This window comes from Lysinibacillus xylanilyticus (genome assembly GCF_001183605.1).
Taxonomy (GTDB): domain Bacteria; phylum Bacillota; class Bacilli; order Bacillales_A; family Planococcaceae; genus Lysinibacillus; species Lysinibacillus xylanilyticus.
On record NZ_LFXJ01000005.1, the window covers coordinates 381,343 to 394,482 of the forward strand.

Annotated in this window: 13 protein-coding genes; 11 read left to right on the forward strand and 2 right to left on the reverse strand. The window is 38.1% G+C overall.

Annotated features, from left to right (window positions below; all coding sequences use genetic code 11):
* Positions 1-52: 52 nt before the first annotated feature.
* The gene (locus ACZ11_RS04960; protein ID WP_236690781.1) at positions 53-322 is read right to left on the reverse strand and encodes a hypothetical protein; all 270 of its coding nucleotides are present in this window, start codon (positions 320-322) and stop codon (positions 53-55) included.
* Positions 323-711: 389 nt separating this feature from the next.
* Here ACZ11_RS04960 and ACZ11_RS04965 point away from each other — a divergent pair, with 389 nt between their 5' ends.
* The 6 genes from ACZ11_RS04965 to ACZ11_RS04990 all read left to right on the forward strand — a co-directional run bounded on the left by ACZ11_RS04965 (position 712) and on the right by ACZ11_RS04990 (position 6,141).
* Positions 712-894, forward strand: a complete 183-nt coding sequence (locus ACZ11_RS04965; protein ID WP_049664219.1) for a hypothetical protein — start codon at positions 712-714, stop codon at positions 892-894.
* 219 nt (positions 895-1,113) lie between these two features.
* Complete coding sequence (locus tag ACZ11_RS04970) at positions 1,114-1,791, forward strand: GNAT family N-acetyltransferase (protein ID WP_049664220.1); 678 nt, start codon at positions 1,114-1,116, stop codon at positions 1,789-1,791.
* Positions 1,792-2,577: 786 nt separating this feature from the next.
* Positions 2,578-2,958 (forward strand): PH domain-containing protein, encoded by a 381-nt coding sequence (locus ACZ11_RS04975; RefSeq protein ID WP_049664222.1) that lies wholly within the window; start codon positions 2,578-2,580, stop codon positions 2,956-2,958.
* Between the two features lie 311 nt (positions 2,959-3,269).
* Complete coding sequence (locus ACZ11_RS04980; RefSeq protein WP_049664223.1) at positions 3,270-3,464, forward strand: hypothetical protein; 195 nt, start codon at positions 3,270-3,272, stop codon at positions 3,462-3,464.
* A 387-nt stretch (positions 3,465-3,851) separates the two neighbouring features.
* Positions 3,852-5,423: a DUF342 domain-containing protein gene (locus ACZ11_RS04985; protein WP_049664224.1), complete on the forward strand. Its 1,572-nt coding sequence runs from the start codon at positions 3,852-3,854 to the stop codon at positions 5,421-5,423.
* On the forward strand, positions 5,416-6,141 hold the full coding sequence (locus ACZ11_RS04990) for a glycerophosphodiester phosphodiesterase (RefSeq protein ID WP_049664226.1): 726 nt from the start codon (positions 5,416-5,418) through the stop codon (positions 6,139-6,141). The genes ACZ11_RS04985 and ACZ11_RS04990 overlap by 8 nt, the downstream gene beginning before the upstream one ends.
* A 68-nt stretch (positions 6,142-6,209) precedes the next feature.
* Here the strand turns inward: ACZ11_RS04990 and ACZ11_RS04995 are convergent, their stop codons facing one another.
* Positions 6,210-6,446, reverse strand: a complete 237-nt coding sequence (locus ACZ11_RS04995; RefSeq protein WP_049664227.1) for a DUF2627 domain-containing protein — start codon at positions 6,444-6,446, stop codon at positions 6,210-6,212.
* 476 nt (positions 6,447-6,922) lie between these two features.
* Here ACZ11_RS04995 and ACZ11_RS05000 point away from each other — a divergent pair, with 476 nt between their 5' ends.
* The 5 genes from ACZ11_RS05000 to ACZ11_RS05020 all read left to right on the forward strand — a co-directional run bounded on the left by ACZ11_RS05000 (position 6,923) and on the right by ACZ11_RS05020 (position 13,064).
* Positions 6,923-8,017 carry a Leu/Phe/Val dehydrogenase gene (locus ACZ11_RS05000; RefSeq protein WP_049664229.1) on the forward strand — a complete coding sequence of 365 codons (1,095 nt, stop codon included), beginning with the start codon at positions 6,923-6,925 and terminating at the stop codon, positions 8,015-8,017.
* A 161-nt stretch (positions 8,018-8,178) separates the two neighbouring features.
* Positions 8,179-9,606, forward strand: coding sequence for a dihydrolipoyl dehydrogenase (gene lpdA / locus ACZ11_RS05005; RefSeq protein WP_049664232.1), 1,428 nt, complete (start codon positions 8,179-8,181; stop codon positions 9,604-9,606).
* A 46-nt stretch (positions 9,607-9,652) separates the two neighbouring features.
* Positions 9,653-10,669: a thiamine pyrophosphate-dependent dehydrogenase E1 component subunit alpha gene (locus tag ACZ11_RS05010; RefSeq protein ID WP_049664233.1), complete on the forward strand. Its 1,017-nt coding sequence runs from the start codon at positions 9,653-9,655 to the stop codon at positions 10,667-10,669.
* Positions 10,669-11,652: an alpha-ketoacid dehydrogenase subunit beta gene (locus tag ACZ11_RS05015; RefSeq protein ID WP_049664234.1), complete on the forward strand. Its 984-nt coding sequence runs from the start codon at positions 10,669-10,671 to the stop codon at positions 11,650-11,652. Before ACZ11_RS05010 ends, ACZ11_RS05015 begins: the two co-directional genes overlap by 1 nt.
* A 56-nt stretch (positions 11,653-11,708) precedes the next feature.
* Positions 11,709-13,064: a dihydrolipoamide acetyltransferase family protein gene (locus ACZ11_RS05020; RefSeq protein WP_049664235.1), complete on the forward strand. Its 1,356-nt coding sequence runs from the start codon at positions 11,709-11,711 to the stop codon at positions 13,062-13,064.
* The last annotated feature ends 76 nt before the right edge of the window (positions 13,065-13,140 follow it).

Sequence of the window (13,140 nt, forward strand, 5' to 3'; positions counted from 1 at the left end):
GCTAGAATAGGAGAATTGTTTGATTAAGTTTTAACTAATATCCTCCATTTGATTAATGAAATTTTGAAACAGTCTTACAGTATTCTTCTAACTTACTTAATGTAAATAGTAATGTAATAGTGAAATCACTTGAAGTTTCTTTTGAATATATTAAATGAACTACATCATATTTATTTAGCTTTTTAATCCAAAAAATAACATCATCATCATTATCTTTTCTTCTAGCCACTGCTACAGCTTCTTTTTCGTAGAGAATGTGTTTTAGTAAAAGTTCTTTCTCTAACTCTTTAGTTAAGGATTTTGACATACTTGTTGAAATCAACCACCAGGGTTCGTTCATAAAAATTTTTTATATTTCGTGCATTTTAGATGACCACTTTCAATTATTTAATTTTCTAAACTTAATTCAACGTTATTCCTTGCACTAACCGCCATGGTACGCAAGTAATAGTATTTATCCTAAACGGCTTATAACGGCTAAATCAATGGTAAGATAGCGTGGATCCATCGAGGAAAACATTTAAATGTTTTTGCGGATATCTTGTCCGAAAACGGGATTATGCTCGGGTGTAAGTAATAAGGAAGCAAAGCGCCTTTATTTCGCATTTATAAATTGTGGCTAAAAACGGTTTTATATCGCAAGTCAACGTATTTATCACCTAAAGCATTTCGACGCTAGATCAAACGGAATAACAAGGAGGGTTGAAAGGAATGGAAATCGCAGCAGGTATCGTTAATATCCAACGCAAACTACTCGAACGGACTGGACGTAAAACAGACGTATATTACAGCGAAGGTCAAGGCGCCTTATACGTATTCATGGGCGAACCTTTAACGGTCAACAACGTAATTTACGCAGCATCAGAGATGGAACTTATTATGACCGCAATTTAAGAGGGGAACGGACAATTTTTACGGAATAAAACGTAACGGTAATTGTTTCAGTGATGGAAGCGGGAATACATTAGATCTAACAGAAGAAAAGCACATTACTAAATTCAATTCAACGCTTTAGGAGCATTATCAAGTATTCGAGAAATGCTTCCAGATCAAGAAGATGGAGGATTAAACAATCAAACCTAGATTAATACGTTAAATTACGGAGGGATATAAATGTTATCTGATTTAGAATTGATGGAACTTCATGTGAACGTGTTATTTAAACACGATACTGAAAATCGAGTAACAGTCGTGAATGAACCACCATACGATGTTGCACCAAGAATTTTCGTTGGTGGCACCCACCTTGGAAGTGTAGTAAGGTATTCAAAAACGCTAGATGCGAGCCTTGTAAAGAAGTTAGAACAGGTTATTGGTATAAATTCTGTTAGTTATCTTGCAGAATTAATTAATGTTTTAAGCATAGACCGTCAAATAAATAATTTATGGATTGGCCCAGCGTATGTGTTTCCGGATGTAATGGTTTGTTCTCATACACAAGTAATACAAGTAACTCACGAAAATAAAGAGCTTTTAAAACCTTACTTCCCACATACATTTGAGGATTTTGAATATAAGGAACCCTGTTTTGTAATAATGAAGGACAATATTCCTGTTTCTATTTGTTGTAGTGCAAGGAGGTCCCAAAAAGCAGATGAAGCAAGCGTATTCACACATGAAGATTACCGTGGAAAAGGGTACGGTATAGATGTTACAAATGCTTGGGCAGCAGAGGTACAAAAAAGAGGTCGAATTGCTCTATATAGTACCTCGTTGGATAATTTCGCATCCCAATCTATGGCAAGGAAACTGAAATTACATCAGTATGGAATAGACATTCATATGAGTTAGAGGTGTAACTCACATTTTTTAGCGGCGTTCTTTGCTTGGTTAGCGGAGCAATTTTATGTGCTGTTAAAAATCAATTCATAAAGCAATAAGCCTATCCCTTGTTTTATTTCTTAGAAACGACGGATAGACCCTCAGTAGCGACGGAAAGAATTACTGAAACGATGGATAGACCCTCCGAAATGGTGGATAGAAAGTCCAAAGTCGTGGATAGAACCATTGAAAAGATGGATAGAATCTCTGAATTGATGGATAGAACGTTCGAATTGACGGAAAGCCTCTCTTGAGCGACGGAAAGAATGCCCGAAGCGACGGATAGAACTAACATACAGTACACTATACTATTCATCAATAATTTATTCGCATTCCTTTATGGGACAGAAACTAAACAGCATATTTAATAAAGGGAGAAAGCCTCTTTTTCTCTGAAACATTATGGTATCATACTAAATTAAGGAGAATTCAAAATGACAAACGAAACTGAAAAAACGATTATCGAAATGCTACAAGAATTGAAAGCCGAAATTGCAGAAATGAAGCAAGACAAGAGAATATAACGCCTTTTTAGACAGTTTATGCCGACTGTTTGAAGGGCGTATTTTTTATGTCCAAAAATCGAAATCGAGCGTTATATGTTGGACTGTTGGATAAAATGCCTAAAAGAGCATTCTTTTTTCAATTGCCTTCGCTGATGTTACTGGTTTTAAAGATAAACTGCAACGTATAGAATTTATGGAAAAATAATCTCATATTTTAAATGAAGAATGGACTTTTGGAGGGGGAATTAAGATGGGGTTATTTGATGGGATAATAGGGAATGCAAGTGAAGTAAATCTAGACAAATTACGGGAAGAAGTTAATGATTTATTAACACCTCATGAAACAATTAAGAATGCCTATAAAATCATAAGAGATACTTTAATTTTTACGGATAAAAGACTTATCTTAATCGATAAACAGGGAGTAACTGGTAAGAAAACGCAATATCATTCGATTCCATATAAGAGTATTCTTCATTTTTCAGTTGAAACTGCGGGAACTTTTGATTTAGACGCAGAGTTGAAAATTTGGATTTCAGGTAATGAATTACCGATACAAAAAAACTTTAATAAAACAACTAACATATATAAAATTCAAAGTGTGCTAGCAGAATATGTATTAGGAAAGTGAAGCGTCAGGTACAGAGTCTCCCACCTCATAGGTGGCGAGATGAATGCGGGTTTAAGTTACTTTTCAGCGGATGTACTAACATCCGCTGAAATTGAGGGACTCAGTCTAAAACGCCTTGTCCAGTGGCAATTTATCACCAATAAACATTTGTTGCTGCCGCTACGTTAGCACTACGCTTTCGCGCAAAAAAACATTTGCTACTGCCGCTACGTTTTCGGGCAAAAAAATTTGTTGGCCTAAAGTCTCCTATGGATGTCAACAATACTGTTTATTTTTGCTTGAACGTATATAATTATTTTGGGTGATAACATATGAAAAGCGTAAACTTACAACTTGACGAAAATAACTCGTTAGAAATAACGCAGATAGAAGAAAATTTATTTGAGGTGCGACTTGGCATTAATGGAAGCATTAGTGTTTACTATATGACGCGTGAACAGCTCCTGAATTTTGATCAAATAGGTGCTCATATTCGCATTGAGGCTATTTTAGAGAATGATCAGTAGCCATATTTCAACTCTTTTCGAACGCTTGTATAAGTAGTTGATAAATGGTTTACAAGATATATTCATTTAGTATTGAAGGCCTAATCTATGTTTATGAAAATTATGAGAGATACATTATCTATTTTATTTCAATTTGTTATAGATTTTGTGAATTCCCTGATTAATAACAGTGGAAATTGTTCAATTAATGAAGCGGGATTTTTAAATTTGAGTAAAAACATACCTTTTTTTAGTATAAATAGACTAATTTCGATATGAAATTTAAAAGGATATGTGAGTGTATTACTTACAAAGTATGGGTGAATTCTTTCTCAGTAGTGACAATTGTCTCTAAACAAATGTAAATAGATTGTATATACTTACAGTTAGAGGGAAGGAGGAGGTAGCTTGATTCTAGTTCGAAATGATAAATTCGAAATCACCGAAGAAAATGGCAAGGTCTATATGCTTACTTACAGTGCCGGTTATCCATTAAAAGAATTTGATAGTATTTTACGTAGTCATCCCCGACTTAAATTATCAAATTTTTCAATATTAAAAAATGTCTTAGCAACAGAAAACACAAGCCCTGTTGAAATTGGACGCTGGCTTCCAAATGTTAAAGCAGAAATTGCACGAGACAAAATGTCTGCCTCTATATTTGTATATGAAACTCATGATTATTTACTAAAGAATAAAGAGAAATTAACTCAACAAATTCTGGAAACAATCGAGAATGAAGGAATTGTTCATGGAATATTAGATTTTGATATTTCTAAAATTGAGTCAGGAAAAGCATTTTTAATTGCACAAGGAACACCATCTGTAGCAGGAGCAGATGCACAAATTACATACTTACCTAAACCAGAGAGAAAGCCGGTAATTCGCGAAGATGGGAAAGCTAATTATTATGACATGAACTTTATTTCTGAAATTTCAGAAGGTTCGTGGCTGGGCGAAAAAATCCCTGCGACATTAGGTAAACAGGGGGAAAATGTACTAGGCGAAATTATGGCTACTGTACCTGGTCGTGATTTTCCTATACGATATGATAAAAAATCAGCTTATGAAGTGGAAGAGGATGGGAAAACGGTCATCCGTTCTAAAATAGCTGGTGTATTAGATGATGTCAAAGGCATGATCGGTGTTAATAGACATTTGCCGATTAATGGGGACGTTGGCGTTGAAACAGGGAATCTCGAATTTAATGGCTCTTTAAGCATTAAAGGAACAGTTTCATCAGGCTATACAGTCATTGCTACTGGAGATATTTCCATCGAGGGTGCTGAAGGTGTAAGCGGTGCCAAACTTATTAAATCCATTGAAGGTGATGTTTATATTCGTGGTGGGATTTTTGGTTTGGGCTCAACAATTGTAGAGGCAGGCGGCAATATTTTCGTTAAGCATGTCAATGAAGCAAATCTAGTTGCAACTGACAGCATTCATATAGGATCTTATGCATTAGGATCACAACTCTCTGCACACTCAATCTTTGTGGACGAACGAAGAGGGAAAATTATTGGGGGACGTGCAATAGCTAAGAATACAATCGTCACTGCCATCACAGGAAATCGTTTAGAGCGTCGAACGGACTTAATCATCGAAAGCGTTAATAAACAGGAAAGATACTCTAGTATGCAAGAGAAAGCTACACAGCTTAATTCGCTGCAAGCAGAAATCTCTAATCACGAGGGGAAAATTAAAAACTTACTGCCGTTCCTTAACAAAATGTCTAAGGAACAGATAGCTACATTTGAGGAAACAAAACAGAGCTTAACAAAATTGAAAGCGGATGCAGTAGCAATTGATCGTGAGGTCAAGCTAATAATGGATGAAATGCGTCATGCTGGAAAAGAAGAAATTATTGTGACGAAGGAAGCTCATCCAGGTACCTATATTCAAATTGGCAAAAAATCATCCCAATTAAGTAAAATGACAAATGGTAAATTTCTAATCGAATTAGGTGAGTTAAATGTCTAGTGAATCTTTCATTCCTGTATTTGCACATCGCGGGGCTTCAGCGTATACACTTGAAAATACTTTGAAGGCTTTTGAAAAGGCTTTAGAGCTTGGCGCAGATGGGATTGAATTAGATATCCAACTTTCAAAAGAAGGTATTCCGGTTGTGTATCACGATCCACAGCTGTCGAGATTGGCTGGCATTAATAAGCTTGTGAATGAATGTACGATAGAGGAGCTAATAAGCTTTAAACTAGGGAAGCCTTGGAGGCGATTATTTTCAACGTATAAAATCCCGACGTTTGATGTAGTTTTAGCATGGGCAAATTCACAACAGCTACCCCTTAATATCGAATTAAAATCAACAATACTCGATAATAAAACCGCACTTATTCAAATGCTTCATGGGCTAACTTTGCCTGTTGGCAGTCATTTTTCATCGTTTCACTATGAGCTTCTGGAGATGGTGAAACAATATAGGCCGGACTATGAAACGGCACTTATAGCAACAAAAAAATTAAAATGGGATATGCTTAGTGATTACAAAGCAATTGATAGTGTTCATATGCATAAAAGGTATTATAAACCAAGATATTTAGAGGCCTGTGTAGCGAGTGACAAAGCATGTCGTGTTTATGCAATTGATGGAGATGAACCATTTTTAATGAATCCACATCCTTCTGTAATGGGTTGGATTACTGATTTTCCTGATAAAGTTATTGCAAAACAGCAACGTTAATCATTCTGATGAATGAAGATAAAAATAGCTATCCAATAAGTCTTTTGGACTTAAAAGGATAGCTATTTTTATTTTTTTTGGAAGCGCGGAGCCACTTTTCCATTTTTTCGATCGCGGTGAAGTAAGAATCCTGCGAAAAAGCCAAAGCCTATAACAAAAAGAATAATGCCAACGACGAATTGTAGCCATAAAAATGGGAAAGGTGAGATGAGCTTACCAAATAATGTATCACGCATAAATTTAATGCCACCTGCAGCCATAAGACCTGGAATTAGCATCACAATAAAAGCAGCTAAACGACCCATGCATGTCCCCCCTTATTCCTAATTTTAATTGTACCTGTGGATATTGGAATGTCAAGGAAGGTTATAGAACTAAGTATCCGGTGGACCCAAAGACAAGTATAGAAATAATAGAATAATTGTAACTGAATGTTTAGAAAATTCTTACTTAAATAAGAAAGTGTAATAATAGTTGATAAATTGTGAAATTGTGAGTATTGTAAAAATAAATGGAGCAATATTATCCATTGTTAAACATTTTAAATTCTTTCAGCTGGTACCCAAATACCTGTACCTGTCGCTACGCTTTCGGTACAAAAGATATTTGCTGAAAGAATTTAAAGCCTCCGGCGGATGTCACGGAATCGGAAAGGAATTCTTTGTGTAGCACAAAGCCGATTCCGGACGCAATTATGCCGAGGCATAATTGATACATTTATTATACTTAATTGGAATGGGCATTTGGGGATGCACTTTCTAAAGCAAAGGGGCGAGTTTTCATGGAAATCTTCAAGTATATGGAAAAGTATGATTATGAACAATTGGTATTTTGCCAAGATGAAGCATCGGGGTTAAAAGCGATTATCGCTATCCATGACACAACACTTGGGCCAGCACTAGGCGGGGCACGTATGTGGACATATGCATCAGAAGAAAATGCGATAGAGGATGCATTACGTTTAGCAAGAGGGATGACCTATAAAAATGCTGCAGCTGGTTTAAACCTTGGCGGAGGAAAAACGGTTATTATTGGTGACCCATTTAAAGATAAAAATGAAGAAATGTTCCGTGCATTAGGACGTTTCATCCAAGGGCTTAATGGTCGCTATATTACGGCAGAAGACGTTGGTACAACAGTGGCAGATATGGATTTAATTCATGAGGAAACAAATTATGTAACGGGAATATCTCCGGCTTTTGGTTCATCAGGAAACCCATCTCCAGTAACTGCTTACGGGGTATACCGTGGTATGAAAGCAGCAGCAAAAGAAGCATTTGGATCTGAATCATTAGAGGGGCGTACTATTTCTGTACAAGGTTTAGGAAATGTAGCCTACAAGCTTTGCGAATATTTACATAATGAAGGTGCAAAACTTGTTGTTACAGATATTAATCAAGCGGCAATTGATCGAGTTGTGAATGATTTTGATGCGACTGCTGTAGCACCAGAAGAAATTTATTCACAGGAAGTTGATATTTTCGCACCTTGTGCATTAGGAGCGATTTTAAATGATGAAACGATTCCGCAACTAAAAGCAAAAGTTATCGCTGGTTCTGCTAATAACCAGCTACAAGATTCTCGCCATGGTGATTATTTACATGAATTAGGGATAGCTTATGCACCTGATTATGTGATTAATGCAGGTGGAGTAATAAATGTAGCTGATGAATTATATGGATATAACAGTGAGCGTGCGATGAAGCGTGTTGAAGGCATTTATGATAGTATCGAAAAAATCTTCGAGATTTCTAAACGTGATGGTATACCGACATATGTTGCAGCTAATCGTTTAGCAGAAGAACGTATTGCTCGAGTATCAAAATCTCGCAGCCAATTCTTAAAAAATGAAAAAAATATTTTAAATGGTCGTTAAGAACCGCTTATTCGTTAGAAGAAGTCGCATTGTCGACTTCTTCTAACTTTATAGTAAATTAATAGTTTAACTAATGAATTTAAACTGCAAAGGCAGATCATTTATCTTAGGTACCAAAGGAACAGGATGCTTTAGCATCTTTCTCATAAGGGGGAATCCATATGGCTCAAAATTATGATGTTGTCATTTTAGGCGGAGGTACAGGTGGCTATGTTGCAGCAATTCGAGCTGCACAGCTGGGCTTAAAAACAGCTATTGTCGAACGTGAGCGCCTAGGTGGAACATGCTTGCATAAAGGCTGTATTCCAAGTAAGGCCTTACTTCGAAGTGCAGAAGTATATCGTATGGCAAATAAAACGGCTGCTGAATATGGTGTTGATATTAAAGGTGTTACATTGCAATTCGACAAAGTGCAGGCAAGGAAGCAAACGATTGTTGAGCAATTGAGCCAAGGTGTGAATACACTGATGAAAAAGGGCAAAATAGACGTTTATCAGGGAACGGGTCGTATTTTAGGGCCGTCCATTTTCTCACCAATGCCTGGCACTATTTCAGTTGAAATGAATAATGGCGATGAAAATGAAATGCTAGTTCCAACAAATGTGGTCGTTGCAACAGGATCAAAGCCAAGAGGAATGGCGGGACTAACGGTTGACGGTAAATATGTGATGAATTCTGATCATGCACTGGAAATGGAAAATCTCCCAAAGTCATTGTTAATTGTTGGCGGAGGAGTTATTGGTATTGAGTGGGCTTCGATGCTTTGTGATTTTGGGGTTTACGTAACGGTCATTGAATATGGGCCATCCATTTTACCTGCAGAGGATACGGATATTGTAAAAGAAGTAACCAAGCAGCTTGAAAAAAGAGGCGTCCGCATTGTGACAAACGCTCGCTTAGATACAGGAACCTTTAAAATTGAAAATGATAACGTTTTCATTTCTGCGAAGGTTAATGATAAAGATGAATTATTTGAGGCTGATAAAGTATTACTTTGTGTAGGACGTGAAGCAAATACACAAGGTATTGGATTAGATAATACAGAAATTGAAGTTGAGAATGGATTTATCAAAGTTAATGATTCGTATCAAACAAAGGAATCACATATGTATGCCATAGGGGATGTTATCGGTGGCTTACAATTAGCACATGTTGCTTCACACGAAGGGGTATCTGCAATTGAGCATATTGCAACGGGTAAAACAGATGCACTTGATGTTCTAAATGTACCAAAGTGCGTTTATTCTTACCCTGAGGTTGCAAGTATTGGCTTAACAGAAAGTGCTGCACGAGAGCAAGGTTATTCATTGAAGGTCGGTAAGTTTCCGTTCAAGGCGATTGGAAAAGCGCTTGTTAATGGAGAGACAGATGGCTTTGTGAAAATTATTGCCGATGAAGGAACGAATGATATTTTGGGTATTCATATGGTAGGACCACATGTGACAGATTTAATTGGAGAAGCATCACTTGCTAAATTATTAGATGCAACGCCTTGGGAAATTAGCCAGGCCATTCATCCACATCCGTCACTCAATGAGGTGCTAGCGGAATCAGCGTTAGCAGTAGATAATCGCGCAATTCATTTTTAATTTCTCTTTTGGTAGCGAAAGTGAAACGTCAGGAAGGGGTGTTCTAATGCAAGGTGTTCAAATCAAGCATGAAGATTTAGGTTTATCAAATGAAGATGTACTTGCAATGTTCGAAACGATGTTAATGGCGAGAAGACTAGATGAACGTATGTGGTTATTAAACCGTTCTGGTAAAATTCCGTTTGTTATTTCTTGTCAGGGACAGGAGGCAGCACAAGTAGGGGCAGCCTTTGCTCTTGATAATAATAGAGATTATATTGCACCTTACTATCGTGATATGGGTGTTGTTTTACATTTTGGCATGACACCAAGAGAATTGATGTTATCCGCATTTGCTAAAGCAGAGGATCCAAACTCGGGTGGGCGTCAAATGCCAGGTCATTTTGGACATAAGAAAAATCGTATTCTAACAGGCTCTTCGCCGGTTACTACACAAGTTCCACACGCGGTGGGAGTAGCTCTAGCAGGTCGTCTACAAAAAGAAGATTTCATTACTTTTGTTACGCTTGGTGAAGGCTCTTCTAACCAAGGTGATTTCCATGAAGGTGCGAATTTCGCAGGAGTGCATAAGTTGCCAGTAATTATAATGGTAGAAAATAATCAATACGCAATTTCTGTGCCTGTAGAACGTCAATTGGGCTGTGCAAAAGTATCAGATCGCGGTATTGGCTATGGAATGCCAGGTGTTACTGTTGATGGAAAATGCCCTTTACAAGTTTATAAGGTTGTAAAAGAAGCAGCTGATCGCGCTCGTAGTGGTGAAGGTCCAAGCTTAATAGAAACAGTGACTTATCGCTTAACGGCTCATTCTTCGGATGATGATGATCGTCAATATCGAACTGCCGAGGATATAGCTGAAGGTAAGGCCAAGGATCCAATTCTATTGTTTGAAAAGTATTTAACGGATGCAGGAGTTATGACAGAAAAACTACGTGCTGAAATAGAAGAACGTATCATGGCAGAGGTGAATGAAGCAACAGATTATGCAGAAGCTGCTCCGTATGCAATACCTGAGCATGCTTTGAAATACGTGTATGCACCAGTGGACGGAGGTGATGTGTAATGGCAGTGATGTCTTATATTGATGCGATTACATTAGCGATGAAGGAAGAGATGGAACGTGATGAGCGTGTTTTCATTTTAGGAGAGGACGTTGGTCGCAAAGGTGGGGTTTTCAAAGCAACAGCAGGTCTTTACGAGCAATTTGGTGAACATCGTGTACTTGACACGCCGCTTGCAGAGAGTGCAATTGCAGGTGTTGGTATTGGGGCTGCGATGTATGGGATGCGCCCGATTGCCGAGATGCAATTCGCTGATTTCATCATGCCTGCCGTTAACCAAATTGTTTCTGAGGCAGCAAAAATCCGCTATCGTTCAAATAATGACTGGTCTTGCCCGATGGTTATACGTGCACCATTTGGCGGAGGTATTCACGGAGCGCTCTATCATTCGCAGTCTGTAGAGGCGCTGTTTGCAGGAACACCAGGGTTGAAAATTGTTATACCTTCAACGCCGTATGATGCAAAAGGCTTATTAAAAGCAGCGATCCGCGATGAGGATCCAGTACTGTTTTTTGAGCATAAGCGTGCATATCGACTCATTAAAGGTGAAGTCCCTGTAGACGATTATACATTGCCAATCGGTAAGGCAGATGTTAAGCGGGAAGGGGAAGACGTTACTGTTATTACGTATGGTTTAGCTGTCCATTTTGCATTACAAGCGGCAGAGCGCCTAGCAGCAGATGGTATTTCAGCGCATATTCTTGACCTACGCACGGTATATCCACTTGATAAAGAAGCGATCATTGAAGCGGCTAGTAAAACAGGTAAAGTTTTACTTGTTACTGAGGATAACAAAGAAGGTAGCATTATGAGTGAGGTTGCAGCAATTATTGCAGAGCATTGTTTATTTGAGCTTGATGCACCAATTCAGCGACTTGCAGGACCAGATGTTCCAGCTATGCCGTATGCACCAACAATGGAAAAGTATTTTATGATCAACCCTGAAAAAGTAGAGCGTGCGATGCGAGAACTTGCAGCATTCTAATATTATTCGATAGATATATTTACACCTAGGCATAATATTGATGGGAGGAATAGATGATGGCTATTCAAAATATTACAATGCCACAGCTCGGCGAAAGTGTAACAGAAGGTACGATTGAAAAATGGCTTGTTAAGCCAGGTGATACGGTAAAAAAATATGATCCATTAGCAGAAGTTGTAACAGATAAAGTAAATGCTGAAATCCCGTCTTCTTTTGAAGGAGTCATTACAGAGCTACTTGCAGAGGAAGGGCAAACGTTACCGGTTGGTGCAATCGTTTGTTCCGTTGAAATAGCAGGTGACAGTGAGTTACCTCCTCCGCCTCCGCCGAAAAAATCAGCGGTAAGTACAGCAATTTTAAATGCAGGTGTACAAAAGAAACAGGATACTCAGCAAACTCAGCAAACAACTACAGCAACAGTAGCATCGCAAAAAACAGTGCGACAAGATAAAGTGCGTTATTCACCAGCTGTTCTTCGACTTGCACAAGAGTATGAAATTGCACTTGATCAAATCACAGGTACAGGTGAAGGGGGACGCATTACAAGAAAAGACCTAATGAAACTGATTGAAACAGGAAATGTGCCAACTGCTATAGATGAAGCACCGCCAGCAGTCGATACAGCCGTTCCACAGTCAGCACCTGTTGCAGCAGCACTTACATCACAGGAGAATACTAAACCAGCCACATCTGTACAACCAATTCAGGCAGGCGATATTGAAATTCCGGTAACGAAGGTGCGCCGTGCTATCGCCAATAATATGGTACGAAGCGTTCATGAAGTGCCACATGCATGGATGATGATGGAAATAGATGTTACTGATTTAGTTGCATATCGTGATAGCATCAAGACAGAGTTTAAGCAAAAGGAAGGCTTTAATATTACGTATTTTGCTTTCTTCGTAAAAGCAGTCGCTCAAGCTCTAAAGGAATTCCCGATGATGAATTCCATGTGGGCAGAGGACAAAATTATTCAAAAGCATGATATAAATATTTCCATTGCAGTTGCAACTGATGATGCATTATTTGTTCCTGTTATAAAACACGCTGATGAAAAATCAATTAAAGGTATCGCCAAGGAAATTCATGAGCTTGCAATGAAAGTTCGTGCCGGAAAACTAACGATGGATGATATAAGTGGTGGTACATTTACGGTCAATAATACGGGTGCGTTCGGCTCTGTGCAGTCGATGGGCATCATTAATTATCCGCAAGCGGCTATCCTTCAAGTGGAAAGTATTGTAAAAAAACCGGCTGTTTTACCTGGTGGAATGTTCGCTGCACGAGATATTGTGAATTTATGTTTATCTTTAGACCATCGTATTCTTGATGGACTTGTCTGTGGTAAATTCCTAAATAGAGTAAAAGAAATACTCGAAAATACAAATAAATCCTCAACGTCAGTCTACTGATGACTTGTCGGAAGCCTGTTATATAACGGTTTCCGATTTTTTTTTGCTTTTCGAGTCGCAATTTGTCATGTAGAAT

What these genes read in the sequence shown, in the direction of transcription:
- ACZ11_RS04965 (WP_049664219.1), top strand. Translation starts at nt 712, where the DNA reads ATGGAAATCGCAGCAGGTATCGTTAATATCCAACGCAAACTACTCGAA.
- ACZ11_RS04970 (WP_049664220.1), top strand. Translation starts at nt 1,114, where the DNA reads ATGTTATCTGATTTAGAATTGATGGAACTTCATGTGAACGTGTTATTT.
- ACZ11_RS04975 (WP_049664222.1), top strand. Translation starts at nt 2,578, where the DNA reads ATGGGGTTATTTGATGGGATAATAGGGAATGCAAGTGAAGTAAATCTA.
- ACZ11_RS04980 (WP_049664223.1), top strand. Translation starts at nt 3,270, where the DNA reads ATGAAAAGCGTAAACTTACAACTTGACGAAAATAACTCGTTAGAAATA.
- ACZ11_RS04990 (WP_049664226.1), top strand. Translation starts at nt 5,416, where the DNA reads ATGTCTAGTGAATCTTTCATTCCTGTATTTGCACATCGCGGGGCTTCA.
- ACZ11_RS04995 (WP_049664227.1), bottom strand. Translation starts at nt 6,446, where the DNA reads ATGGGTCGTTTAGCTGCTTTTATTGTGATGCTAATTCCAGGTCTTATG.
- ACZ11_RS05000 (WP_049664229.1), top strand. Translation starts at nt 6,923, where the DNA reads ATGGAAATCTTCAAGTATATGGAAAAGTATGATTATGAACAATTGGTA.
- lpdA (WP_049664232.1), top strand. Translation starts at nt 8,179, where the DNA reads ATGGCTCAAAATTATGATGTTGTCATTTTAGGCGGAGGTACAGGTGGC.
- ACZ11_RS05010 (WP_049664233.1), top strand. Translation starts at nt 9,653, where the DNA reads ATGCAAGGTGTTCAAATCAAGCATGAAGATTTAGGTTTATCAAATGAA.
- ACZ11_RS05015 (WP_049664234.1), top strand. Translation starts at nt 10,669, where the DNA reads ATGGCAGTGATGTCTTATATTGATGCGATTACATTAGCGATGAAGGAA.
- ACZ11_RS05020 (WP_049664235.1), top strand. Translation starts at nt 11,709, where the DNA reads ATGGCTATTCAAAATATTACAATGCCACAGCTCGGCGAAAGTGTAACA.